This window comes from Halopiger xanaduensis SH-6 (assembly GCF_000217715.1).
In the GTDB taxonomy this organism is placed as follows: Archaea; Halobacteriota; Halobacteria; order Halobacteriales; family Natrialbaceae; genus Halopiger; species Halopiger xanaduensis.
Window position 1 is genome coordinate 135,050 of the sequence record NC_015667.1, and the last position, 22,512, is coordinate 157,561.

The window sequence follows — 22,512 nt, forward strand, 5'->3', positions numbered from 1 at the left end:
CCGTCGAGTGAAGCCCCGTATGACGATCGACGAACTACACGACTACGGGTTGATGACGATGAACGACGGAGAAATCAACGGCTTCCTGTCAAGCCAGCGGACGGGCGTGCTCGGCCTCCCGGCGGAAGACGGTCCATACCTACTCCCTCTTTCTTACGGGTACGACGGGGATGAACGGCTCTATTTTACGTATCTCGTCGGTTCTCGTAGTCGGAAAGCGGAGTTAAGTGAAGCGACGGATATTGCGAGATTTCTCGTGTACAAGGTCGATACGATGTACAACTGGGAGAGCGTCCTCTTGACCGGCCAACTCACCCCCGTTCCCGAAGCGGAATGGGAAGCGCTTGAAGAGCGTTTGAGCGACGTTTGGCGACCGGCAGTATTGGAGTCGGCCGCCCTATCGGGCGAACTCAGCATCTACGAGTTCCGTATCGAAGAACAGACCGGGATCAAACATCAAGGGCTCCCTCCGAGTCTCGAACCGGACCGCGAATGATACTGTCGGACTGAAATCGGCGGAGGGCGTTCGTCGCTTCTGGGTGGAAGTATCAGCGTATCAACGAAACTCGAACCGGGGAGCGGAACGCGACCGCCTCGGTGACGCTGCCGAGCAGGAGCCGCGATTCTTCGCTTCGGCCATGACTCCCGAGGATGATCTGGTCGACGTCTGCGTCAGTCGCGTACGAAATTATCTCTCGATCTGGCCGACCGACGACCGTCTCGGTTCGAAGCGAAACGCCGTACTCGTCCGCTACCGTGTGCAACTCTTCGAACAGTTCGTCTGCGAGTTCTTCAGCACGTTCGTACCACGCTTCGGAGCCGTATCGCGGCGCCGTCGTCGGATCGTACTCGGCACCGAAGATACTGTACCCCGGCTCGGTCGGATCGATTACGTGCAACGCCGTGATCTCGGCCGTGCCGTACTCGTCGCACGCCACCTCGAGTGCGCGCTTCGACAGCGGCGACCCGTCGACGGGAACGAGAATTCGCTCGGACATCGCTGCCAACTCCGACGTGAAGGGAGAAAAATGACCCCATCACTAGCGATTTTGATACTTACAGCACTCGAAACAACGCGCCCGGTTTTCGAACGTCGTATACTGAATTAGCCGGATCGAGTAATACAGCCTCAGTCCGGGGTGTGTGATTTAAGCTTCTGCTCGAGGTAGCACACGGTCGTCTTATGAGTGTGATCCTCGTGATATACGCGACCGGGGAAGGCCAGACGGCGACCGTCGCGGAGCGAATCGCCGCTGTCTTCGAAGACCTCGGTCACGACACGTCGACGATGAATATCAACGACCGTCCGGCGGATCTCGCGCTCCGTGAGTACGATGCGGTTCTCGTCGGGGCGTCGATCCACGCCGGCCAACAGCAGTCGGCGATCGTCGGTTTCGCGCGGTCAAATCGCGACGTGCTTTCGACGAGGCCGACGGCGTTTTTCCAAGTCTCCCTCGCATCCGCTACGGAGGAGGGCCGAGCGCAAGCCGCAACGTACGTCGAGGAGTTCATTGAGAAGACGGACTGGCACCCGGATCGGATCGGCCTCTTCGGAGGCGCGTTACGGTACTCGAAGTACGGGTTCCTCAAACGGTTGATGATGAAACAGATTGCAAAGCGAACCATGTCCGATATGCCGGAGCTGGAGACGTCCGGTGACGTCGAATTCACGGACTGGAACGAAGTGGAAGCATTCGCCGCCGACGTCGCCGCATTCGTCGACGGCCGTCTGGCCGTCACGTCGCCAACAACTAACGAAACGGAAACAGATGAATGACAAGGCGCAGAATCGAGACAATCCCGCCGCCGTTTTGACGTGTTTTTCCGAGACTTGGCGAGATAGCACTCTCCGCTGTCGGACTTCATTTTGCTCTTCCGTTGCGATCGACGCAATATCCATTCTCGAGTTGTTCGACCGTCCACGAAACAGGGACAGTGACGTCGTCCTGTTAGTCCGCCGGTCGATCACGATCGGGACCCGACAATAGCGAATCGAACACCTTTCGGTGGGCTTTCCGCAGATGCTGGTTGAACGTCGGTGGGGCAATGGCTAGCGATTCGGCGACATCCTTGCCGGACGCGTCCCGCGGCCACTCGTAGAAGCCTGCGTGATACGTCGCTTCTATAACTGCCCGTTGACGGTCGGTGAGATCCGCCGCGAGTACGTCGCGGACCCGTTCGGGCGTGTCGACCCGGAGTTGGCGTTGTTTCAGCAGCTCCGCATCGGGATACGCTTCTTGCACGGTATCGACGACCTGTCGGACGTCTGCCCCAGGTGCCGCGTGAAGCGTCATCAGGTAGTCACCGCCCTCGATGACGGCTGTCTCGACGGAACCGCCGAGCGACGCAACCGTCGACAGGACCGGTGGCTCGGAGAGACGAAGCTCGAATCCTCGCTCGTCGCCGCCAGTCCGGTACGTCACGCTCACCCAGTGTGGGAGCGTTTCGACGAGCGACTCGAGTCCGTCGATCGCGTCCGCAGTGACGCTCCCATAGACGAGGTACTCGTCGTCTTCGATGGGGACCATGTGATCGAGCGTGATAGTGCCAGTCGTCGGTGTGTCGACATCGAGTGCAGCGAAGACGTCCCGGATTCGAAACTGGAGTTCGACGACGGTGTCGCTCATCAGAGCACGCTTGCGTTCGACCGCCGCGATGGCGTGACCGACGACCTCCCCCAGTTGACTAATCACGTCTCGTTCGCGACCCTCGAAGGCTCGGGGTCGCTCTGCGTAGACGTTCAACACACCGTAGACTGTATCCTCGTGGACGATCGGTATCGCGGCCGACGACCGGAAGCCGTACTCCTCGATGTGGCTCCGCCAGGAATCGTGCCTGTCGTCGGCGCGGATGTCCTGCGTGGTCTGGATCTCGCGTTTCAGAATCGCTCTTCCCGTCGGACCGTTACTCCGTTCGTCGTTCGGATCGACAGAAATTGAGATACCGTCGAGGTAGCCGTCGACACCGGCTTCGGTCCGCCCAACGACAGTCTGGGAGGTGACGTCGACGTCGCCGATCCAGGCGAAGAGATACGACTCCGTCGCGGCAAGGTGCTCACAGACGACCCGCTCGATCTCTTCTCGAGTCGACCGTTGGGTAATTGCGTCGATAATCTCTCGAACGACATCGTTGAGGGTGTTGAGCGCCTCGAGTTGCTCGCGCTGGCGGCGGAGTCGCTCTACCGTCTCGCGGCGCTCCGTCTCCCGCTGCTCGGTTGCGTCCCGTAGGACCGCCGCGAATCCCTCAAGGTTACCACTGCCGTCGCGGATCGCCTCGACGGTGACGGCTGCCCAGTCTGTCGAACCGTCCCCTCGAACGCGCCACTGGTCCGTTTCGACCGCTCCCGTTTCCGCGACGGTCTCGAGCGTCGCCTCGGGACCGTCCGCCTGTCGGTCCGTTGCAGTGTAGAACGTCGAGATGTGCTCGTCCAGCGCGGCGCCGGCAGCGGAGTCCGTGATACGTTCGGCGCCTGCGTTCCAGGTGCGGACGCGGCCGTTCGAATCGAGCAGACAGATCGCGCACTGCTCGAGTTCACCAACGATCGACCCAGACCGGTCCTGAATCGGCCGAATTCCCGTATTGGATGCAGAATCAGGGGTCTCGGCCGACGACCGCGGACGCCACCACACGCGGGCGCTCGCGCCGACGCGTTTGGTCTCGAGTTCACCGTGCTCGACGAGTCGTTCGAGGCGCTCGTAGGTGCTCCGGCGACCGATCTCGAGGTCGTCAGCGAGCTCCGCGGTCGTCCGCGGCGTTCCCGAGCCGTCGAAGAGAGCGAGGGTCTCCCGAAGACTGTCGGTCAAGGATTGCCCGGCCATTAGAACGAGAGTGGGGCCGCACTGTTGTCAAGCCTCCGCCGGCGGAGGCCAGTCCGTGGCCCGCCGGTTCACTGCCGGTTCAAGGCCGATAGGACGGCTCCGTACTGCAGCACGGGCGACCACCTCACCGTGTCGAGCCGAAGTAATTTTACTGTGTCCTTACGGACGACCGAATTCTGAGTAACGGATACGCTTCCAGATGAGTTCCCCTACACGCGAATCCGCCGGCGCGAACGAACCGACCGAGAGCGATTGGTGTCGGCTGCTCGGGAGCGACCGACGCAGAATGACGATCGACATCCTCTCAGGACAGGAGCCGCCCATCGAACTGACCGAACTCGCGTCCGGAATCGCCGCCCGCGAACGCGGCGCGGACGCGGTCGACGACGAGACCGTCGCCCGCGTGGCGTGTTCGCTTCACCACGTTCACCTCCCGATGATCGATGCGTTCGGCGTGATCGAGTACTCGCCGGAAACGACCCGTATCCGGTCGTGTCCGACCCGACTCGACGTTCGAATCGAGTGAGTTCCGCTCGGCCGCTTTCGTTCTAACACTCGCGCTCCAGCCCCTCGAGCAGTCGATCGACGTCCCCGGCGGTATTGACTGCGTGGACGGAGGCGCGAACAGCGCTCGGCCGCGGGAGCGCACGAAGGACGATCTCGTCGGCGGACAGGCGTTTGACTGTCGCAGCTGGGTCGTCCACATCGATGGTCACCAGTCCCGACTCCGGCTCCGACGGACTCAGGAGTCGTCTGTCGGGAACGCCGTCAGCCACCCGTCCGGCCAGTCGGCGGATGCGGTTCTCGATCCGGTCGATCCCGACATCGCCGATCGCGTCGATTGCTTCCCGGAGCGCGACGTGCGGCGCTGGATTCGCCGATCCGACTTCGAACCGGCGTGCACCGGCAGCGTACTCGAACGGCTCCGCCGTCGGCGTCTCGACGCTCCGGTAGCCGACCGTCCGTGGCTCGAGACCTTCGGCGACATCGCGGTTGACGTAGAGGAAGCCGCCGCCCCACAGCCCGAGGAGCCACTTGTGTCCGGCGGCGGCGACTGCATCGGCACCCCACTCTCGAACGTCCATCGGCAGCTGGCCGGGGACCTGCACGGCGTCGACGAGTGCGAACGCGTCGTGCTCGTGGGCGATCTCGACCAGGTCCGCCACCGGAAGCTGCGTCCCGTGAGTCCACGTGACCGCGCTGAAACAGGCGAGCCTGGCGTCCGCGACGGCCTCGGCGAACCGCTCGAGATCGATCCGTCCGTTCGCCGTCTCGACGACGCGAACCTCGACGCCCTCCCGCTCGAGGCGCTGCCACGGGAGTGTGCCGGCTGGATGCTCAAGGTCCGTCCTGACGACGACGTCGCCGGGCTGCCAGTCGATCGCGTTCGCGACGGCGTTGATCCCGGCCGTCGTGCTCTCAGTGAGCGCGATTTCATCGGGATCGGCACCGACGAACGACGCGACTACCTCTCGAGTGCGGTCGAAGGCTCGAAACGCCGTCTCGTAGGGGTGGTCCCTGATCGGCGACTCGTACTCGTGCTCGCGGACGAACTCGTCGGCGGCATCGACGACGTATTTCGGACTCGGCCCGTGAGCGCCGAAGTTGAGATAGGTACCCTCCTGTAGCGCGGGAACGTCCGCTCGGAGTTCGGTCGGCGTCATCGACGTACTCGGTTGCATACCTCTCCCTACGGAATCAGATAGTAATAATCTTGGGTTCACTATGAAATACTGTTCCGGCGGCCGAACGCACATTTCGGTATCGGGCGACGGATACCAGTCACCGGCCCCCGGTTGTCGACTCACCTGCCGTCCGTTCGAATAGCATCCCGTAGTGATAGGGCGGAAGTTCGATCTGTTTTTCGAGGGTAAACGTCTCGCACTCTAGCACGGCGGCCGCTGCGTCGTCGGGCGACAACCGCAGGTCGGTCGGCGGCCCCCGCGGCTCACCCGCGACGGTGGTCGTCTCGCGCGGCCGATCGTGCCAGTTAACGACGACGAACCGTCCGCCCGGTCGGAGTGATTCTGCTGTCTCTTCGACGAACGCCCGTTTGTCATCGACGCCGTGGAACGTGTTCGCGACTAGAACGACGTTGACTCGCTCCGGAAGCAACTGAGACATCCGTCGCGCGTCGCCGTGAATGGGGACGACGTTCTCGATCTCTTGTCGTTCGGCAAGGTGGATACACTCCTCGAGTAGGGATTCCTCGAGGTCGAGTGCGTAGACCGGGTTGGGATCCGTGATCCGGGCCGCGGGGAGCGCGAAGTAGCCGTTCCCGCAGGCGACCTCCGCGATCGTCTGATCAGGGGTGACTCCCAAGCGGCGGAGTGTCGCCCCCGGCGTCGGCCACAGTCTTCCCCACCAGTCCCAATCCGGTTGTCCCGTGTTCTGGAATCGTTCCGTATCCATGGTTTGGTTATGCGGCGGTATCGACTCCCAGAATTCGGTACAGGAGGCAGGTTCGAGTCAGCGCCGTCCCCGGGAGGATGCCCCCGATCAACAGCGCGACGGCACCGAGCGTCGTTCCGACATCAAGCGCGCCGCTGAGCGCTGCAATACCGACGGCAGCCAGTCCCGCACCGCCGACCGTGCGGGCGATCTGATCTTTCCATCCAATATTGTGCTCCATACCCACAAATAAGAACTATCGTGGGTTAAGCGTTTCCCGAATCCCACGCTGAGGCACGGGGATCGGACAGGTTCGTCTCGTCAACTGCAGACGTCCATACTTCGGGCAGACGCACGTACACCGTTGCGTTCCCGATGAGTGCATCGACGGTCGTGTACTCATCGACCGCGTGGACGGTATCCGTCCCGAGCGCGAACTCCACCGTCGAGATGCCGGCGTTACGAAGTCTCTTCGCGTCGCCACCGCCGGTCGCGCTCCGGCGGTACACACGCTCGCCGGTCGTCGCTTGGGCGCTCGAGACAACGGCCTCGACGAGCGGACTGCCGATCGGTTCGGCGGTACCGACGCTCCAGGAGACGTCGGCGACCGTGATCCCATCGCAGTCGGCGACGCACTCCCGGATCTCCGAGAGGACGTCGGGTGTCCGGACGCCGGCGGTCAATCGAATATCGATCTCCGCCTGGGCCGACCGGGGCACGCTATTGATCGCGTCCCCACCTTCGAGAACGCCGAGGTTGATCGGCGGCATCTCGAACAGTTCACGGGCGGTCTCGGCACCCATCGTCGGCTCGTAGAACGCGATCGATTCGTCGACGATCGGCTCGAGTGTCGGTTCGAGTTCGAGCCGCCGCGTACCGAATCGTTCCCGCAGCATCCCGACCGCGTCGTAGAGCCGGTCGATGGCGTTCTCGCCGAGCACGGGCCGCGAGCCGTGTGCGGCCTCGCCTGTCGCCTCGAGCGTCAGCCAGATGCTGCCCCGATCGGCGACCGTCACCGAGTGGCGGTCGCTCTCGCAGGTCGGCTCGCCGATGACGCAGGCGTCGGCGTCGAGTCGGTCGGCCTCGAGCAACGCGGGAAGCCCTGCCTCGCCGCCGACCTCCTCGTCGCTGACGAACGCGAACGCGAGGTCGACAGGCGGTTCGGTGTCGGTTTCGGCGAACGCGCGGATCGCGAACAGCATCGCGGCGATCGCACCCTTCATATCGGTCGCACCGCGCCCGTAGATTCGGTCGTCGACGCGCTCGCCGAGCGGATCGTACGACCACGTGTCGGCGTCGAAGGGTACCGTATCGAGGTGACCGTTGTACAGTAGCGTTCGATTGCTCGCGCCCGGCAGCGTTACGAGCAGGTTCGGCTTCGCCGGATCGACCGCGAAGCGCTCGACCTCGACCGGAAGCCCCGACAGGTACTCCTCGAGCAGTGAAACGATCTCGCGCGTATCGCCGGGCGGATTCGTCGTGTCGACCGCCAGCAACTCGAGCGTGAGGTCGATCAGGTCCGCGCGGTGGTCGGCGATGTAGGCCTCAAGCTCGCCGGAGTTGTCTGTCATCGTCGTCATCGGCTCGTCACTCGAGTTTTCCGTTGAGAACCTTCGCGGCCGTGAGGATCGGATCCCAGACGGGGCTGAAGGGCGGCGCGTACGCCAAGTCTGTGTTCTGCAGTTCGGAGACAGTCATTCCGCTCGTCAGCGCCGTCGCGACCGTGTCGATACGTTTTGCACCCTCGCGACCGACGACGGTGCCGCCGAGCAGCCTGCCGCTCTCGCGGTCGGCGACCAGCGTAACGGTGAGTTCCGCGCCGTCGGGGTAGTAGTGAGCGCGCGTCGACGCCGAAATCGTCACGGAAACGGGATCGAATCCAGCCTCGCGTGCCTGATCCTCGTCGACGATCCCCGTCCGGGCGGCCCCGAGCTCGAACGCCTTCACAATCGCAGTGCCGGCGGTGCCGCCGGTCGGCGTGGGATCGCCGGTGACGGTCTGTCCGATCGCCCGGCCCGCGCGGTTGGCGGTCAGCGCCAGCGGAACGTGATCCGGTTCGCCGGTCACGACGTTGGTTGCCTCGGCGCAGTCACCCGCCGCGTAGACGTGCCTGTCGTTCGTGCGCCCGTACTCGTCGGTCGCGATCGCGCCGGTCGGTCCGAGTTCGATGCCTGCGCGCTCGGCGAGGTCGGTGTTCGGCGCCACACCGACGCCGACGATCGCAACGTCCGCGGGGACAGTCTCGTCCTCTAGTTCGACGGTCCCGACCCGATCGTCGCCGCCGAATCCCGACACGGCGGTCTCGAGGTGTAGGTCGACGCCTTGTTCGCGGAGGTGGTCTTCGACGACTTCGGCGACGGCTTCGCCGAACGGCTGGAGGACGTGGGGCAGCATCTCGTAGAGGTGGACGTCGACGCCGCGGGTCGACAGCGCCTCGGCCATCTCGATGCCGACGTAGCCTCCGCCGACGATCGCGGCGGTCTCGGGGTCGCGCCCGGTGACGTAGTCCTCGATGGCGTCGGCCTCGTCCATGTCGTGGATGGTGAACACGCCCTCGTGGCCGAGCCCATCGAAGGGCGGTTCGATCGCGCTCGCCCCGGTCGCAATGAGCAGGTCGTCGTAAGGCTGTTCTTCGGTTCCCTTGCTCGTCTTGACTGTCACCGTCCTCGCCTCGCGGTCGATGTCGACAACTTCTGCGGCCGTACGTAGGTCGATGTCGCGTTCCTCCCGGAACTCCTCGGGCGTTACGGCCACGAGATCGTCCAGTTCGTCGACCTCACCTTTGACGTAATAAGGCATCCCGCAAGCGGCGTAGGAAACCCACTTGCCCTTCTCGAAGACGATCACGTCGCAGCTCGGATCCTCTCGTTTCGCCTTGCTCGCGGCGCTCATTCCCGCGGCGTCACCGCCGACGACGACGAACGTGTCGCTCATATGTTGACGTTAGGACGACAACGACTAAAGTATTTCTAGGAATGTCCAATACTATGAAATCATAGTCCAGTTAGGCTTCCTTGGATTGCTGGTTGCTAGCGGCCATCACTTGAACTGTTTCCAGAATCGATGCGGCAGCCGTACGGAGTGATGAAGCAAGCAGTTACGGTTTCGGTCGACGAAGGTGGTTACGTATCACAGGACGAGCAGTCGGACCGTCGTCGGAACAGCAGCGCGCCGGCACCAAGTACGACGAACACGACGAGCCCCTGTACGAGCCCAGCAACCAGCCCGACGGTGGTGCCACCGGTAACGGCAGCGGCGCCGGATCCGACACAACAGAGGCTCGCCACCCCTGCGACGCCGAGAAGCGTCCGTCGGGAAGCAGCGTCCGAATCCATAGGTAAATCTCCGCAAGTAAGACGAATATGCGTTTGGTCGATTTTCCGAACCGGCGAAACGGCGACGTCGAAATCCGGAAACGACTTTCGTATTCGACCCAATACTCTACACGAACGATGCTTCCTATTGATCCCACACAGATAGACCCGGACGATATTGGCCAAACGCAGACCGTCCTCGAGATGGACCACGAGGAGGCGATCGAACACGTCCGCGAGGTGTTCACTGATGCCGGCTTCGGCGTTCCGGTCGAGTTTTCGCCCTCGGAACTGCTCAACGAAAAGGTCGATGCCGACCGCGACCCCTACTACGTCCTCGGCGCGTGTAACCCCGCGGTGGCCGACCGTGCACTCGAGGTCACCGACGGGAAACTCGGCGCGCTGTTCCCGTGTAACGTCGTCATCTGGGAGGAAGAGCCGGGTCGACAGCGCGTCTACCACGTCTCGATCATGCGGATCGCGCGACTCGTCGGAATGGCTCCTGACGACGAGGAGATGGCGGAGATTGTCGCCGAGACCGGCGAACTTGTCGATAAAGCCTTCGAGGAACTGTAACCATGGGATACCACACGTTCGATGCCGAGCGAGCGGACAAGTTAGAGGAAGCGGGACGGCGATACCGGTTCGTATCGGCCGAGGAACTGCTGTGGGCACTGTCGCTCTCACCGGACGACACCGTCGCCGACCTCGGTAGCGGGACCGGCTTCTTCACCGACGACGTTGCGCCCCGTGCCGGCGCAGTCTATGCAGTCGACGTTCAGGAGGAGATGCACGAGTACTACCGGAAGAAGGGCGTCCCAGAGAACGTCGACCTCGTGACCAGCGACGTGAACGACCTGCCGTTCGACGACAGCGACGTCGACGCCGCGTTCTCGACGATGACCTACCACGAGTTCGCGAGCGACGAGGCGATTGCCGAGATCCGGCGGGTCCTCGCTCCGGACGGCCGACTCGTGATCGTCGACTGGGCGGCGACCGGCTCCGGCGAGGATGGGCCGCCAGTCGACGAGCGCTATAGCGCCGACGAAGCGACAGAGGCCCTCCGCGATGCCGGATTCGCCATCGAGCACGAGGCCGTTCGCCCCGAGACGTTCCTGCTCATCGCGGCGCTCGAGTGAGCTCGCGTACGGCCTGTTCGAACGCGGTCGCGGTCTCCGGCAGGTCTCGAGATCACGTCTCTCGGACACGGGTCGAGATCTGCACGCGCTGTCATGCCCCTCCTTTTTCCTGGCAGTCGTGGGCGATTCTGTGATGGACGAGAACGATCGAACCGTCCCGCGACGGCAGGCACTGCGCGTCGGCGGCGCGACGCTGTTCGGGATCACGGGACTATCGAGCGGAATCGGATCGGCGACCGTCGAGCGTCCTGCTCAGGAGGACGACGGCGGTACACAGGAAGAAACGCTGGTCGCCTCAAGCGGGGAAGTCGACGTCGGCGCGGACGAGAGCCTCGAGACGTGGCTGTACGCGGAGCAGTTCCCTGGGCCGGAGATCCGGGTGAGCGAGGGAGATACGCTCCGCGTCTCGCTCGAGAACGGGTTGCCCGAGGGGACGACGGTCCACTGGCACGGCGTCCCCGTGCCGAACCCGATGGACGGCGTTCCGGACGTCACGCAAGAGCCCGTTTTGTCAGACGAGACGTTCGAGTACGAGTACGAGGCGTCGCCAGCGGGGACGTACGTCTACCACAGTCACGTCGGATTGCAACTGGACAGGGGGCTCTATGGCCCCCTGATCGTCGAGGAGGAGTCTCCGCATGTCGAGTACGATCGCGAGTACACGCTACAGTTCGACGATTATCTCCCGGAGGAGCCGGCGCTAGATTCGATCGAAGCTCCGCCGGAAGGCGGTGACGGGATGGGTCCCGCCGGTGAGGGTGGTGGTTCAGGCGACGGTCGTGGCCCCGGTGGCGACGGCAACGGAATGGGACCTGGCGGCGACGGCAACGGAATGGGACCTGGTGGCGGACCGGGTAGAAACGGCGACGGCATGGGTCCCGGCGGTGGCGACGGTCAGGGAGGAGGTGACGGGATGGGCCCCGGTGGTGGACCAGGCGGAGATAGCGACGGTACGGGGCCCGGCAGTCAGATGATGAATCAGCGACCGCCGTACGAGGGACTGCTCGTTAACGGTCGCCTCCCCTCGGATCCGCCTGTCTTCGAGGTCGGAGAAGGCGAGCGTGTCCGACTGCGATTTATTAACCCGAGCAGCGCCACAACCTATCGCGTCGGTGTCGGCGGCCACTCGCTGACAATCACGCACGCCGACGGCCGACCGGTCGAACCCGTCGAGGTGGACTCGTTCGTGATGAGCATGGGCGAGCGCTACGACGCGATCCTCGAGGCCGACTCCCCCGGCAAATGGGCCGTCGTTGGGGAACCCGTCGTCGGCGAGGAGGACCCCGCGGAGGCGAGGCTGCGCTACGCGGACGCGTCCGACGCCGGCTCTGCCGACCAGCCGCAGTTCGACGGCAACGAACTCGAGTACGGCGCCCTCCAGGCGCTCGAGCCGCTGGACGTAGACGGGGAGCCGGATCGGACGTTCGATTTTACCCTCTCAGGCGGGATGATGAGCGGTGCAGACTCGGATGCATGGACCATCGACGGCGAGACGTACCCAGACACTGATTCCCTCGAGATCAGCGAGGGCGACCACGTCCGCGTGCGGATGGTAAACCGCAGTCCGGCGATCCACCCGATGCACCTCCACGGCCACTTCTTTCAGGTCGGCGACGCGGTCAAGGATACCGTCCTCGTCGAACCGCACGGCGATCAGGTGACGTTCGACTTCCGCGCGGACAACCCCGGCGACTGGCTCTTTCACTGCCACAACGTCTACCACCTCGAGCGGGGGATGGCTCGCGTGTTCGAATACGAGTGAGCGGGCCCGCCGGCGAGATCGAGAGTGTGATCCGGACCACGATCACGTCGGGCGGTCGTCCGTCGCGCGCTCGTTTCGAGCGCCCTCAACTGACCGTCTGTCGAGCCGGATCACGGCGTACCCGCCGACGATGAAGACCGCGCCCGAGAGGAGGAAGACGACGTCCCAGAGGAGGACGCTCCCCGGTCCCTCCGGCCAGACGTGGTGGATCCCGAGGAGCTGGTGGTTCACGAGCCCCTCGAGGAGGTTGAAGACGCCCCAGCCGATGATCGTTGACCCGAGGAGCGCTCGTCCCGACGGCGGAACGTCCGACCGTTGCCACGCGCGAAGTAGGAGGACGATCCCCGCGATCGTGAAGAGGTAGGTGCCGACGTGGAAGAGGCCGTCGGCGACCACGTTCAAGCGCAGGTCCGCGAGGACCGTCGGATCTGTCTGGGCCGACAGCATGTGGTGCCACTGAAGGAGCTGGTGGAGGACGATTCCGTCGAAGAACCCGCCCAGTCCGATCCCGAGGACGATACCCGCCCGAACGAGCGGTTTCACTCGCTCGTGTAACCCGAACCACGCGCTACCGTTGCTGGCCATATCTGATGTTCGTGGTTGTGAAAAAAGTGTACACTGCTGTCTGCTGCAAGCGCCGTCCGACGGGGCCGTCGCTGTCGACGATCGGGATCGTCGCTCCGTGCCAGTCCAGCAGGCCATCTCATTCGCAGTTCGGGCAGCCTCGAGACACCCGTGCAGTTACGCGTCCTCGATCCGATCGATCGCCTCGTCGAACCGTTCCAGCGGCTGTGCGCCGACGAGCGAGCCGGCAGTTTCGGTTTCCGGATCAAAGACGACGAACGTCGGCGTCCCAGTCACGCCGATCGAACGTGCTCGGTCCACATCCGCGTTTATCTCACTCTCGAGTTCCGACCGTCGATCAGCGAGACATGGCTCGAGCGCGTCCGCGTCGACGCCGGAAACGGAGCGGGTGTACTTGAGGAGGTTCTCAGCGGACGCCCAGCCCGAATTCTTCTCGCCCTGCTGCTCGAAGACCGCCGCGTGCCAGTCCCAGTAGGCGGACGGCTCGTCGTCGCGGACCTGCTCCCAGACACACTTGCTCGCCACCGCGGCTGTCATCGAGTCCGCGCCGAAGTACGGAATCGTGATCACCACGACGCGAACGTCGCCAGTCTCGACGTACTTCCGAACGAGATCCGGAAACGTCTCTCGTTCGAATTGCTCGCAGAACGGACATTGGAAGTCAGTCCAGTAGTAGAGTTCGAGCGGCGCGTCGGGCGAGCCGACGATCGGCTTTCTGGCGAGATCGATACCCAGTGCGGACGTCTCATCGCTCGAATGGAGCGAGGGGGAAATGTCGTGTGCAGTCTCGTCGGATCCCGTGAGATAGTAGGCGCCGCCGGCGCCGACGGTTACGACTGAGCCGGCGAGGAAGGCACGGCGGGATGGTTGATCGAGCGACATCGGTTGTTGCTGGGATCGTTTCCGGCCCGCGTCCGTAACGGAACCGGCGATTTGCTGGGTCAGCAAATCGGTATCGATCCGTGAGGCGGTAGCGACGTCCGTGCTACACAGTCGCCGAGAACACGGTGTTGCTATCGAAACGGATTTCGACCAGCATCGGGGAAGCGAGTGCTAGTGGGGATCAGTCGCGTTTCGCAGTACTTCTCACCGCCGGCATAATCGACCCCGGGTTGGACGTACGGGTAGGGGCCGTCGGCGGGCGTATTCTGGACGTGACCGCCGTCGTCAGGCGTCCGGACGAGTTCCGTCTCTCCGTACTTGATCGGCGAGTGATCCTCGAGGTAGTCGACGATGACGTCGACCGGAACGACGCCGTCCTCGACGCGGACGTCCCGGAAGGGGAAGCCGCAGTTCCCGAGATCCCGTTCGGGATCGCCGGGTCGGGTGAACGTCGCGATCGAGTAGCGCGCTTCGGGATCGACCGACTCCCCGTCGACGACGAGATCGACGAGCCGGCGCTCGCGTTTCGCGGTCGGATCGACGACCGCCTCCACGTTCGACGAGTAGTTCCGAACCCGGCCGTCCTCCTGCTCGTAGACGTACGGCGTAAAGTTGTCCTCGAGGAAGGCTTCCATGTGATTCAGCAGTTGCTGCCCGTACGCTTCGCCGCGGGCTACCGGTGCGGTCATCGGGAACGCTCGGTACAGGTGCTCGAGCGTGATTTCGCCCGCGGGAATCGCCGGTCCGTAGCGGAAGCCGTGAGTGACCGCCAGTTCGGTCCCGAAGTACTCCCGCAGTGCGTCGGCGAACAGGACGTTCCACCCGCTCTCGAGGAACGACTGGCGGTCGAGCGACGTTTCCGTTCGACCGACGACCGTATCCAGCGACCGCTCGAGGGTGCCGTCCCCTTGCTCGAAGCTGATGTCGTCGCCGAAGAACGGTGACCGAACGCGCTCGACCGTCCGTTCGGCCGCCGGATCGGGATCGGGCGTGTACTCGTGGTCCTCGGCGAGACAGTAGAGGACGTGGCGGAACGCGACGCCGTCATCGTCGACGCGGAGGTCTACGCGTCCCAGTCCGTCGCCGGTCCCCGACTCGACGACCAGCGTCTCCGTCTCGTCGATCAGAATCGGATCGTGGGTGTACTCGTGGGTGTGTGCGCTGAACAGGACGTCGATATCCTCGAGGTCTTTCGCCGCTTGCACTGCCCACTGGAGGCCGATCTCGGTGACCGCGAGAACGACGTCGGCGCCGTCGTCGCGCGCGTTTCGAGCGGCTTCCTCGAGCAGCGTAGGATGTTTCCCGAATCGGTACTTCCCCTCGTGGAACGCCGGCGCCATCCGATCGACGTAGACGTTCGTCATCCCGACGATTCCGATGTCAAGGCCACCGCGCTCGATCGTATAGGGATCGAACAGCAACTCATCGGCGTCCGATTCGTAGAGGTTGTTCGCCAGTATCTGCGCCTGGAGTTCGTCCATCAGCTTCCGGAGGCTGCCGTCCTCGGCGCTCTCGTTTCCGAAGTCCCAGTTTCCGGGGACGTACACATCGGGCTCGACGTGTGCGTTCACCGGCTCGAGCATGGCGCTGCCCTCCGTGTACGTCGTCTCGGCGCTCCCGTGGAACGTGTCGCCGCTCATCAGCGTGAGCGTCTCGTCGGCGGCCGAGCGAATCTCCTCGAGTTTCGCTGCCAGCAGCGCGATTCCGCCGCCGCGCCGGAGGATCCGATCATCGTCGCCGAAGTCGAAGTCGGGGTGCGATTCGGGATTGTCGTAGTAGACGTGGTGCTTGGGACCGAGCTGGCCGTGCAGGTCGCTGACGTGGAGACAGACGAGGTCGGCCCCTCCGTCTGGATCGGCTCTGACCGATCCGTCGAGTCGCTTCCACGCACCGATGTACTCCGGATCGAGGTCCATGCTGATTCTACCGGGTCGTACGCGAGCGGGCGCTCAAGTCGTTACCCTGCATTATTCGCCCCGCCGTCGATCATCGCTTTTGGGTACGATTCTCGAGTAGCCGCTCGACATCGCCAATCGCGATAGCTGTGTCGGCGAAGCACAATACAGTACACGTGAACCGCCGAATTCCAAGTGTCAAAGAGATGCTACGGCGGCTGGTAGCGATCGGCTAGTCGGTCGCCGTCGGTTTGCGAGCCGTCTGAGCATTCGATCCACGACGGCCGGTCGACGATATTGATCCATCTTGCCGGCACGATAGGGGTCTGGTCGCAAACGTCTCGTCTCGGTTCCCATCCGGTAGGAATCGGCTGACCCCCTATTCGACGGGCGTTCATATGGTCGCCTGTGAACGAGCGTACTGAACTGGCCCGATTGAGTGTCTCGCGGCGAAAGCTCCTTCTGGCAGCCGGCGTTTCGGGAGTCTCGGCCCTCGCGGGCTGTACGACGGATAACGTGCCGTCCGATACCGAGACGGCGAGCGCGACGACCGTCGCCGCCCACTCGTCGCCGGACCTTGAAAAGTGGGTCGACGAGGTACCGCGTCCGGGCGTCGCGGAGCCGACCGGGACGAAGGACGGCCAGCCCTATTACGAGATCGAGATGAGCGAGGTCGAACAGGAACTCCACAGCGACCTCCCGCCGACCACCGTCTGGGGATACGGCGGGCAATTCCCTGGCCCGACCATCGAAGCCGAACAGGGCGAGCCGATCTACGTGCGCTGGCAGAACGACTTGCCGGACGAACATCTTCTCCCCGTCGACACGACGGTTCACAAGGAGATGATTCCGTATGACATCGACGGCGTGCGAACCGTCACGCACCTCCACGGCGGGAACGTCGAAGCCGGGAGCGACGGCCACGCGCAGGCGTGGTTTACTCGCGACTTCGAGAAGACAGGTCCCAGCTTCGCAAAAAAGGACTACTACTATGTCAACGACCAGCCGCCGGCGACTTTATGGTATCACGACCATGCGGTCGGTATCACGCGATTGAACGTCTACGCCGGTCTTGCGGGGTTCTATATCCTCCGGAACGACCGCGAGCGGAACCTCGGGCTGCCCGACGGCGAGTATGAGGTTCCGCTCGTGCTGCAGGACCGGAGCATCAACGAGGACGGGTCGTTGTTCTATCCGTCGGCCGTTTCGGAGGACCGAGGCGGTGATGATTCCTATCCCGAACCGAGCATTGTTCCGGAGTTCTACGGGGACGTACCGGTCGTCAACGGAAAGGCCTGGCCCCGGCTCTCCGTCGATCCGAGATCGTATCGGTTCCGGCTGCTCAACGGGTCCAACAGCCGCTACTACAACCTTAAGTTACTCGAGTACGACGAGTCGTCAGCCGAGACTGGCAGCGACGGCCCATCGTTCGTCCAGATCGGGAACGACGGCGGTCTCCTCTCGGAACCGGTCGAACTCGACGACCGCCTCGAGATCGGTCCAGGACAGCGTGCCGACGTCGTCGTCAACTTCTCAGACTACGCAGGGGAGACGGTGCTTCTCCACAACGACGCGCCGTCGCTGTACCGCGGCTCTCTCGAGGACAGCGACGAGACGAAGCCGCTTCCGGAAATCATGCTCGTCGACGTCGCGGACTCGAAGACTGGCGAGGAGTCCGAGACGCTACCCGACGCGTTGACCGATGTCCCCGATCTGCCGATCGAGTCGGTCGATCGACACCGACACCTCACGCTGGCCCCGGGAAGCGACGAGTACGGACGGATGAAACACCTCCTCGGGAACCGGGATCAGCCGTTGGGGTACGCGCTCGACGACCCCGTCACCGAGGAACCGGAGCTCGGGACGACCGAAATCTGGAGCCTCGCCAACAACACCGCCATGTCTCATCCGATGCACCTTCACCTCGTCCACTTCCATGTACTGGGCCGGGAGCCGCTGAGCGACTACGATTCGGAGACGGACGGCGTCAATCCAGATTCGCTCGAGTCGCCCCAGCCGTACGAACTGGGCTGGAACGACGTGGTCACCGTCGACCCCGGGGAAGTAGTTCACGTCCTCGTCCACTTCGGAGAGTACGAGGGGCTGTTCAACGACCAGACGGGCGAGTACATGTGGCATTGCCACATGATCGAGCACGAAGATTATGACATGATGCGCCCGTTCCGGGTAGTCTCGAACGGTGACGACGATACTGAGGACTGACGACGAGTATTGGTCCAGAAATAAACTACTCCAGCGACGACGCGACGCGTCGGCGATTCGCTCGAGGTGGTATTCGTGTTTGTCCGTCCGCGATGGCTACGGGTCAGGCCTCGAGCATCTAGTCGCCGTCGAGACTGACTATCGTCTGTGTCACGTTCGGATCTCATCGACCGGAAGTGACCGTGCTGTCTTCGTCATTATCGCGTAGATATGCCGATCGCGTTTTGCTGAGCTAGCAAATCGGAGCCGGTGATTTGAGTCGTCCCCGCATCAATTCGACCGAATGTTCACGCGCGATTCGTTCAAGGGGTATCTGATGAACCTCTTTGAAGCGGCCTCGTACCCGTTCGAGACGTGGCGAGGGACGATCGGACTGGTGCTCGTGACGGTCGCCATATACGTCCTCCTGATCGTGAGTACGATGCCGGGATTCTCGCTCCAGATGCTTGGCGACGGTCTCCACTGGTTCGAGTACGTCGTCGTCTCGCTCACGGAGACGGTGTACCGCACCGACGGCTGGACCGGACTCGGAATCATTGTCCTCTACGCTCTGCTCTCCGGTGTCGCGGTCGTCAACGCCGCCGCTCAGCTCCGGTTCATCGGCCTCTCGAGTCTCACTGACCTCTCCGGGGTCGTTCCCGGGCTCCTCGCGTCGGGCTGTGCGAGTTGTGGCGCCGGTCTCCTCGGCTTCCTCGGGTTCGCCGGCGGCCTCGCAGCGCTGCCGTACGACGGCGCTTTGCTTCGCATCGGCGGCCTCGTGCTGTTGGTGTTCTTCCTCGGACGGACGGGCCATCCCGAACGATGTGCGATCGCAGCGGAGGGCACGAAATGAAGGGGACCGAATTCGTCCGGCCGATCCTGGCCGATCGACGGGCGATGGCGTACGGGGTGGTTGCTGGAATAGGCGTGTTCCTGCTGTTCGGGCTCGTTACCGGCTTGATTCCGAACCCGCTGTACGTTCGGATGGTCCCGCGGACGCCAATTGATTACTTGTTCCTGACGCTGACGGCGCTGCTGGCAGGCATCTACGTCGCACAGCGGTCGGCGACCGAGATCACTACTGCCGACGCCGATTCCCCAACCGCCGAGGATGTCGACGGGAGCGAGAATAACAGCGTGATCGGAGAGGACCGGTTGGCATTCGGGGGTCTCGTCGGCGGATTCTTGGCCGTCGGCTGTCCAATCTGTAACGTCGTCCTGCTCGCGCTGTTCAGTTCGTCCGCACTCATGACGTACTTCGATCCGTTGCGGCCGCTCCTCGGCGCTCTCTCGGTAACGTTGCTAGCGGGACTGATCTACGTCCGCCACAGCCGGTCGTGTCCGACCTGTCTCTCGTAATGTGTGTTACTTGGATACCGATCGAGGCGATAACGCTATTGCCCACCGAACCCATCATTCCACAAAGTCCGTATACCGTGTATACCGCAGAATGATATCGAACCAACCACGTCCGCACCCGCTGCTTATCGATTCGAATCCTGATGACGCGCAGCTTTTTCTCGAGGCGCTCGAGGATCAGACGATCGCGAACGACATCACGACAGTGTCTAGCGGAGGCGAAGCGATCAATTTGCTGCGACAATGCGGAGAAGATCCTGACTGCGTTCGACCGAATCTCGTCGTCTTCGACATCGACCTCCCGGAGATGGATTGGCGAACGTTCCTCGCTCGATTCGATACTGAGACTGCGTGTACCGGAATCCCCGTACTCGTCTTTACTCAGCGAACCGACGACGACGTAATCGAACAAGCGTACTCGTACAACGCGAACGCGTTCGTTGGAAAGCCGACCGATCGAGATGCGTTCGTGACCATCGTTCGAGCGATCGAGGCGTTCTGGTTCGACACCCTATGGTTGCCGCCGAGAACCGAAGTGAACGAAGAGTCGCGGTAGGCGCGATGATCCAAGATCCGAATACAAGACGGTCGCGGTGATTTGCTGAGTCAGCAAATCGTGGCCTATTTGCCGGTGAACGACGGGATGTATCGTGTGCAACACGGAGGCGCTTCGGATTCGGCGGAAATCTTCCAGATCCTCGCGGACGAGTACGCCAGAAAGATACTTCTTGCCGCAGATAACGGGCCCAAGACCGCGAAAACGCTCAGCGAGGAGTGCGACGCGTCACTCACGACGATCTATCGTCGGGTATCGAGGCTGCAAGACTGCGGACTCGTTGAGGAGCACCACACTGTCGACGCTGACGGCTCCCACCGAAGCAAGTTCGAAACGTCGCTCGAGGAACTTCACGTCGAGATTTCCGACGGGCAGCTCTCGCTGACGCTGGAGACGCGCGACGAACTTGCGGATAACTTTACGTCTCTCTGGAGCGATCTCCGAGGTGAGGACTGATGGAGACATCGTTCCTGCTCGCCAAGCTGATCACACTCGTCCTCAGCCTCGTGGTCGCGTACCTGGCGTACCACGGCTACCGTCGGAGCGGGCAGACGCCGATGCTGTACGTCTCTGGCGGGTTCGTCTTCATCGGCGCAGGGGCGATCTGCGAGGGACTCATCTACCACGTGTTCGGGACAACGATCGCGTCCGCCGCCCTCGTGCAGGCGGTCATCGTCTCGAGCGGGATGCTGCTCGTGCTCCTGTCGCTGACGAAGTGATCGAAGCGACGTCCGAACGGCCTATTCACCGACGTAGCGCACTCCAAAGACGGGTATCCATCCGGCTGTATCGACGTCGGATACGATTTTCCGACTCACGGAATCGCCGCTTCGGATTTAGACGTGGCGCCAAAAGACTGATCTATGAACCGACGGTTGTATCTCCGGTCGATTGCTGCCTCGAGCGTTGCCGCCACTGCGGGCTGTTTGGACACTCTCTCCATCGCGGGCGACGACGGCGACATGATCCTTGAGCCGCCGGAACGCGACTTGAGCGAGGCAACGCATCCAAGCTACGGTGACGAATTTCCAACCGCGAGCGTCCCGGCTCCCCTGACCGGTGAGACCGTTTCGACCGATCAGTACGAGGGTGAGCGAGCGATGCTGGTGACGTTCTTCTACACGTCCTGTCCCGACGGCGTCTGTCCTGCGCTGATACTCCGGCTACGACGTGCGCAGGAAGTCGCGGCCGAGGAAGGATACAGTGACAGTGCTGCGTTCCTCGCGATGACGTTTGACCCCGAACGCGATACCGCGGACGTGTTGCGAACGTACGCCGATCAGCAGGGAGTCGACCTCGAGGCAGGAAACTGGCACTTCCTGCGGCCCGAACGCTATGAAGACGCAAAATCGATCGTCGCCGACCAGTACGGACTCCCGATCGAGAAGCGAGACGCCGAGAAGTACGACGACCTCGAGTACATGTTCCCGCACTTTGCCTACATCTTTCTCGTCAACGAGCGCGGACTTGTCGAACGCGCATATCCAGACGGGGCAACGATTGCAACGTCGAAGTTGGTCGACGACTTCGAGGCGGTAGCGACGTCGTAGCTGAAACCGGTACCAACGCAGACGGGAATTCGGCATCGATCGGCGTTCTAGAGGAACAGCGCCGGAACGGTGTTTCGGAAGATATTGAGCGAGATGACGAACAGGAGTCCGACGACGAACCGGTTGAACGTCCGCTCGTCGAACTCGAGGCGCCGGAGGTACGTCCCGAGCAGCAGACCGACGATGGTGACGACGGCGATCACCGAGCCGAGCCAGAGTCGGTAGGTCGTCAGGAGATCGGTGAACAGCGCCATCTGGACGATCCGAACCGTGAAGATCGTCCCGAGTACCATCGACAGGCCGCCGATGTATCGCTCAGTGTCCCGTTCGAAGGTGTGGAAATACGCCGGGAGCAGTGGCCCAAGATTCGCGAACGCAAGCAAGAAACCTTGGAAGAATCCGGCGGTGCCGAGAGCAAACGGGTGGTGTGCTTCCTCAACCGTGACGAAGTTCTGTGCGACTTGGAAGGCGACGTAGCCGAGGAGAATGAGGCCGATCACGAACGCGACGACAGGGCCGGCGCTGAACGTCGCCAGCGCCGCGACACCGATGACCGTTCCGACGACGGCGAGCAACAGGAGCGCCCACTCCTCGCGAACGAACGCCCGTCCCGTTCCGGTTTCGGCGATCTGGAACATGTTGAGCATCCACGGCGGAATCGCTAGGACGACGACGGCGACCGTCGGATCGATCACGGACGCGACGATCGGTGTCATGATGAGCGAGTAGCCGAAACCGGTCATCCCTTTGACAGCGCCGGCGACGATCGCGACCAGGACGATCCCGGCGAGCAATCCGCCTGAGAGATCGGACTGAATACCGTCCTCGACGTTCTCGAACCCGGGGAAGAACGCCATCGAGGCGACGAGGACGGCCAGCGTCGCGACGACCATCGTCACCTCGCGGTAGCGGAACGCAAAGAGATTCGTGACGAACTGTTCGACGTCGACTGTGGGTTCTGAGGAACTCATACTGGCTCGAAAGCGGAGAGAGACGACGTGACGTCGCCGTTTCAATTTCATTGACGGGGCGGATGTATTCCCTTATGTAAGTCGGCGA

At 62.9% G+C, this 22,512-nt stretch carries 25 protein-coding genes; 13 read left to right on the forward strand and 12 right to left on the reverse strand.

Annotated features, from left to right (window positions below):
- Positions 1-19 precede the first annotated feature (19 nt).
- Entirely contained in the window at positions 20-496 is a 477-nt protein-coding gene (locus HALXA_RS20150) for a pyridoxamine 5'-phosphate oxidase family protein (RefSeq protein WP_013881931.1), read from the forward strand.
- Between the two features lie 52 nt (positions 497-548).
- Here the strand turns inward: HALXA_RS20150 and HALXA_RS20155 are convergent, their stop codons facing one another.
- Complete coding sequence (locus HALXA_RS20155; RefSeq protein ID WP_013881932.1) at positions 549-998, reverse strand: universal stress protein; 450 nt, start codon at positions 996-998, stop codon at positions 549-551.
- Between the two features lie 185 nt (positions 999-1,183).
- Between HALXA_RS20155 and HALXA_RS20160 the strand changes: the two genes are divergently transcribed.
- Positions 1,184-1,777 carry a flavodoxin domain-containing protein gene (locus HALXA_RS20160; protein WP_013881933.1) on the forward strand — a complete coding sequence of 198 codons (594 nt, stop codon included), beginning with the start codon at positions 1,184-1,186 and terminating at the stop codon, positions 1,775-1,777.
- Between the two features lie 172 nt (positions 1,778-1,949).
- Here the strand turns inward: HALXA_RS20160 and HALXA_RS20165 are convergent, their stop codons facing one another.
- The gene (locus HALXA_RS20165) at positions 1,950-3,818 is read right to left on the reverse strand and encodes a bacterio-opsin activator domain-containing protein (RefSeq protein WP_013881934.1); all 1,869 of its coding nucleotides are present in this window, start codon (positions 3,816-3,818) and stop codon (positions 1,950-1,952) included.
- Between the two features lie 199 nt (positions 3,819-4,017).
- Between HALXA_RS20165 and HALXA_RS20170 the strand changes: the two genes are divergently transcribed.
- Positions 4,018-4,344, forward strand: coding sequence for a DUF7344 domain-containing protein (locus tag HALXA_RS20170; protein WP_013881935.1), 327 nt, complete (start codon positions 4,018-4,020; stop codon positions 4,342-4,344).
- A gap of 22 nt (positions 4,345-4,366) precedes the next feature.
- Here HALXA_RS20170 and HALXA_RS20175 read toward each other — a convergent pair whose 3' ends face one another.
- The 6 genes from HALXA_RS20175 to HALXA_RS21430 form a co-directional block, all read right to left on the reverse strand.
- Positions 4,367-5,500 carry an aminotransferase class V-fold PLP-dependent enzyme gene (locus HALXA_RS20175; protein WP_013881936.1) on the reverse strand — a complete coding sequence of 378 codons (1,134 nt, stop codon included), beginning with the start codon at positions 5,498-5,500 and terminating at the stop codon, positions 4,367-4,369.
- A 100-nt stretch (positions 5,501-5,600) separates the two neighbouring features.
- Complete coding sequence (locus tag HALXA_RS20180; RefSeq protein WP_013881937.1) at positions 5,601-6,230, reverse strand: class I SAM-dependent methyltransferase; 630 nt, start codon at positions 6,228-6,230, stop codon at positions 5,601-5,603.
- A gap of 7 nt (positions 6,231-6,237) precedes the next feature.
- The gene (locus HALXA_RS20185) at positions 6,238-6,450 is read right to left on the reverse strand and encodes a YgaP family membrane protein (protein ID WP_013881938.1); all 213 of its coding nucleotides are present in this window, start codon (positions 6,448-6,450) and stop codon (positions 6,238-6,240) included.
- A gap of 25 nt (positions 6,451-6,475) precedes the next feature.
- Positions 6,476-7,780, reverse strand: a complete 1,305-nt coding sequence (locus tag HALXA_RS20190) for a M20 family metallopeptidase (RefSeq protein ID WP_049895714.1) — start codon at positions 7,778-7,780, stop codon at positions 6,476-6,478.
- A 16-nt stretch (positions 7,781-7,796) separates the two neighbouring features.
- Positions 7,797-9,143, reverse strand: coding sequence for an FAD-dependent oxidoreductase (locus tag HALXA_RS20195; RefSeq protein ID WP_013881940.1), 1,347 nt, complete (start codon positions 9,141-9,143; stop codon positions 7,797-7,799).
- A gap of 188 nt (positions 9,144-9,331) precedes the next feature.
- Positions 9,332-9,544 (reverse strand): hypothetical protein, encoded by a 213-nt coding sequence (locus HALXA_RS21430; RefSeq protein WP_013881941.1) that lies wholly within the window; start codon positions 9,542-9,544, stop codon positions 9,332-9,334.
- 117 nt (positions 9,545-9,661) lie between these two features.
- Between HALXA_RS21430 and HALXA_RS20200 the strand changes: the two genes are divergently transcribed.
- From HALXA_RS20200 to HALXA_RS20210, 3 genes are all read left to right on the forward strand, one after another.
- Positions 9,662-10,099, forward strand: coding sequence for a DUF302 domain-containing protein (locus tag HALXA_RS20200; RefSeq protein WP_013881942.1), 438 nt, complete (start codon positions 9,662-9,664; stop codon positions 10,097-10,099).
- 2 nt (positions 10,100-10,101) lie between these two features.
- Positions 10,102-10,662: a class I SAM-dependent methyltransferase gene (locus HALXA_RS20205; RefSeq protein WP_013881943.1), complete on the forward strand. Its 561-nt coding sequence runs from the start codon at positions 10,102-10,104 to the stop codon at positions 10,660-10,662.
- 133 nt (positions 10,663-10,795) lie between these two features.
- Positions 10,796-12,424 (forward strand): multicopper oxidase family protein, encoded by a 1,629-nt coding sequence (locus HALXA_RS20210; RefSeq protein WP_013881944.1) that lies wholly within the window; start codon positions 10,796-10,798, stop codon positions 12,422-12,424.
- 42 nt (positions 12,425-12,466) lie between these two features.
- On the opposite strand, the gene HALXA_RS20215 is transcribed toward HALXA_RS20210, so the two are convergent.
- The 3 genes from HALXA_RS20215 to HALXA_RS20225 form a co-directional block, all read right to left on the reverse strand.
- Positions 12,467-13,009, reverse strand: a complete 543-nt coding sequence (locus HALXA_RS20215) for a DUF2243 domain-containing protein (RefSeq protein WP_013881945.1) — start codon at positions 13,007-13,009, stop codon at positions 12,467-12,469.
- A 156-nt stretch (positions 13,010-13,165) separates the two neighbouring features.
- Positions 13,166-13,891, reverse strand: coding sequence for a DsbA family protein (locus tag HALXA_RS20220; protein ID WP_013881946.1), 726 nt, complete (start codon positions 13,889-13,891; stop codon positions 13,166-13,168).
- A gap of 131 nt (positions 13,892-14,022) precedes the next feature.
- Positions 14,023-15,807 (reverse strand): bifunctional metallophosphatase/5'-nucleotidase, encoded by a 1,785-nt coding sequence (locus tag HALXA_RS20225; RefSeq protein ID WP_013881947.1) that lies wholly within the window; start codon positions 15,805-15,807, stop codon positions 14,023-14,025.
- A gap of 387 nt (positions 15,808-16,194) precedes the next feature.
- On the opposite strand from HALXA_RS20225, the gene HALXA_RS20230 reads away from it, so the two are divergent.
- From HALXA_RS20230 to HALXA_RS20260, 7 genes are all read left to right on the forward strand, one after another.
- Positions 16,195-18,009, forward strand: coding sequence for a multicopper oxidase domain-containing protein (locus HALXA_RS20230; protein WP_013881948.1), 1,815 nt, complete (start codon positions 16,195-16,197; stop codon positions 18,007-18,009).
- A gap of 283 nt (positions 18,010-18,292) precedes the next feature.
- Positions 18,293-18,841 carry a hypothetical protein gene (locus tag HALXA_RS20235; RefSeq protein ID WP_013881949.1) on the forward strand — a complete coding sequence of 183 codons (549 nt, stop codon included), beginning with the start codon at positions 18,293-18,295 and terminating at the stop codon, positions 18,839-18,841.
- Positions 18,838-19,347, forward strand: coding sequence for a hypothetical protein (locus tag HALXA_RS20240; protein ID WP_013881950.1), 510 nt, complete (start codon positions 18,838-18,840; stop codon positions 19,345-19,347). The genes HALXA_RS20235 and HALXA_RS20240 overlap by 4 nt, the downstream gene beginning before the upstream one ends.
- A 91-nt stretch (positions 19,348-19,438) precedes the next feature.
- Positions 19,439-19,903: a response regulator gene (locus HALXA_RS20245; protein ID WP_013881951.1), complete on the forward strand. Its 465-nt coding sequence runs from the start codon at positions 19,439-19,441 to the stop codon at positions 19,901-19,903.
- A gap of 96 nt (positions 19,904-19,999) precedes the next feature.
- Positions 20,000-20,359: an ArsR/SmtB family transcription factor gene (locus HALXA_RS20250; protein WP_049895717.1), complete on the forward strand. Its 360-nt coding sequence runs from the start codon at positions 20,000-20,002 to the stop codon at positions 20,357-20,359.
- Positions 20,359-20,622, forward strand: a complete 264-nt coding sequence (locus HALXA_RS20255; RefSeq protein ID WP_013881953.1) for a DUF7521 family protein — start codon at positions 20,359-20,361, stop codon at positions 20,620-20,622. Before HALXA_RS20250 ends, HALXA_RS20255 begins: the two co-directional genes overlap by 1 nt.
- Before the next feature lie 144 nt (positions 20,623-20,766).
- Positions 20,767-21,453 carry an SCO family protein gene (locus HALXA_RS20260; protein WP_013881954.1) on the forward strand — a complete coding sequence of 229 codons (687 nt, stop codon included), beginning with the start codon at positions 20,767-20,769 and terminating at the stop codon, positions 21,451-21,453.
- A 47-nt stretch (positions 21,454-21,500) separates the two neighbouring features.
- Here the strand turns inward: HALXA_RS20260 and HALXA_RS20265 are convergent, their stop codons facing one another.
- On the reverse strand, positions 21,501-22,424 hold the full coding sequence (locus HALXA_RS20265) for a sulfite exporter TauE/SafE family protein (RefSeq protein ID WP_013881955.1): 924 nt from the start codon (positions 22,422-22,424) through the stop codon (positions 21,501-21,503).
- Between the last annotated feature and the right edge of the window lie 88 nt (positions 22,425-22,512).

What these genes read in the sequence shown, in the direction of transcription:
- HALXA_RS20165 (WP_013881934.1), bottom strand. Translation starts at nt 3,818, where the DNA reads ATGGCCGGGCAATCCTTGACCGACAGTCTTCGGGAGACCCTCGCTCTC.
- HALXA_RS20255 (WP_013881953.1), top strand. Translation starts at nt 20,359, where the DNA reads ATGGAGACATCGTTCCTGCTCGCCAAGCTGATCACACTCGTCCTCAGC.
- HALXA_RS20150 (WP_013881931.1), top strand. Translation starts at nt 20, where the DNA reads ATGACGATCGACGAACTACACGACTACGGGTTGATGACGATGAACGAC.
- HALXA_RS20225 (WP_013881947.1), bottom strand. Translation starts at nt 15,807, where the DNA reads ATGGACCTCGATCCGGAGTACATCGGTGCGTGGAAGCGACTCGACGGA.
- HALXA_RS20195 (WP_013881940.1), bottom strand. Translation starts at nt 9,143, where the DNA reads ATGAGCGACACGTTCGTCGTCGTCGGCGGTGACGCCGCGGGAATGAGC.
- HALXA_RS20200 (WP_013881942.1), top strand. Translation starts at nt 9,662, where the DNA reads ATGCTTCCTATTGATCCCACACAGATAGACCCGGACGATATTGGCCAA.
- HALXA_RS20160 (WP_013881933.1), top strand. Translation starts at nt 1,184, where the DNA reads ATGAGTGTGATCCTCGTGATATACGCGACCGGGGAAGGCCAGACGGCG.
- HALXA_RS20180 (WP_013881937.1), bottom strand. Translation starts at nt 6,230, where the DNA reads ATGGATACGGAACGATTCCAGAACACGGGACAACCGGATTGGGACTGG.
- HALXA_RS20210 (WP_013881944.1), top strand. Translation starts at nt 10,796, where the DNA reads ATGGACGAGAACGATCGAACCGTCCCGCGACGGCAGGCACTGCGCGTC.
- HALXA_RS20205 (WP_013881943.1), top strand. Translation starts at nt 10,102, where the DNA reads ATGGGATACCACACGTTCGATGCCGAGCGAGCGGACAAGTTAGAGGAA.
- HALXA_RS20155 (WP_013881932.1), bottom strand. Translation starts at nt 998, where the DNA reads ATGTCCGAGCGAATTCTCGTTCCCGTCGACGGGTCGCCGCTGTCGAAG.
- HALXA_RS21430 (WP_013881941.1), bottom strand. Translation starts at nt 9,544, where the DNA reads ATGGATTCGGACGCTGCTTCCCGACGGACGCTTCTCGGCGTCGCAGGG.
- HALXA_RS20265 (WP_013881955.1), bottom strand. Translation starts at nt 22,424, where the DNA reads ATGAGTTCCTCAGAACCCACAGTCGACGTCGAACAGTTCGTCACGAAT.
- HALXA_RS20185 (WP_013881938.1), bottom strand. Translation starts at nt 6,450, where the DNA reads ATGGAGCACAATATTGGATGGAAAGATCAGATCGCCCGCACGGTCGGC.
- HALXA_RS20175 (WP_013881936.1), bottom strand. Translation starts at nt 5,500, where the DNA reads ATGCAACCGAGTACGTCGATGACGCCGACCGAACTCCGAGCGGACGTT.
- HALXA_RS20215 (WP_013881945.1), bottom strand. Translation starts at nt 13,009, where the DNA reads ATGGCCAGCAACGGTAGCGCGTGGTTCGGGTTACACGAGCGAGTGAAA.
- HALXA_RS20170 (WP_013881935.1), top strand. Translation starts at nt 4,018, where the DNA reads ATGAGTTCCCCTACACGCGAATCCGCCGGCGCGAACGAACCGACCGAG.
- HALXA_RS20260 (WP_013881954.1), top strand. Translation starts at nt 20,767, where the DNA reads ATGAACCGACGGTTGTATCTCCGGTCGATTGCTGCCTCGAGCGTTGCC.
- HALXA_RS20240 (WP_013881950.1), top strand. Translation starts at nt 18,838, where the DNA reads ATGAAGGGGACCGAATTCGTCCGGCCGATCCTGGCCGATCGACGGGCG.
- HALXA_RS20235 (WP_013881949.1), top strand. Translation starts at nt 18,293, where the DNA reads ATGTTCACGCGCGATTCGTTCAAGGGGTATCTGATGAACCTCTTTGAA.
- HALXA_RS20245 (WP_013881951.1), top strand. Translation starts at nt 19,439, where the DNA reads ATGATATCGAACCAACCACGTCCGCACCCGCTGCTTATCGATTCGAAT.
- HALXA_RS20190 (WP_049895714.1), bottom strand. Translation starts at nt 7,780, where the DNA reads ATGACAGACAACTCCGGCGAGCTTGAGGCCTACATCGCCGACCACCGC.
- HALXA_RS20220 (WP_013881946.1), bottom strand. Translation starts at nt 13,891, where the DNA reads ATGTCGCTCGATCAACCATCCCGCCGTGCCTTCCTCGCCGGCTCAGTC.